We start from the raw sequence: 269 nt of genomic DNA on the forward strand, positions 1-269 counted from the left end.
GAAAATAATAGCTTTGATAACAGTCTTCAGGGTATGACTGCAAGTAGAAGATTTATAACCTCGTTTCATTACGGTTTTGGCCAAGGCATCTTGAAAGGGTTAACTTTAACAAAGGCTCTTGCGCAGCCACTCTCAGAAACGCTTTGGCGAGGTCGTGCTGCGGGTGGCTTGAAAGCCCCGGGTATAAAACCCACTCCACCCCTCCGTGCGACTCCAAAAATTGCGCCACGTCCATGGCGTTCTTGCTGTGACGCTCCATGCGGAGCGAG

Annotated in this window: 1 protein-coding gene; it reads right to left on the minus strand. The window is 50.2% G+C overall.

Annotated elements, in window-relative coordinates:
• Positions 1 to 52: 52 nt before the first annotated feature.
• On the minus strand, positions 53 to 269 hold a 217-nt coding region (locus EZM41_RS00060; RefSeq protein WP_198468199.1), incomplete at its 5' end, for a PLP-dependent transferase.

This window comes from Acetomicrobium sp. S15 = DSM 107314 (genome assembly GCF_016125955.1).
Taxonomy (GTDB): domain Bacteria; phylum Synergistota; class Synergistia; order Synergistales; family Thermosynergistaceae; genus Thermosynergistes; species Thermosynergistes pyruvativorans.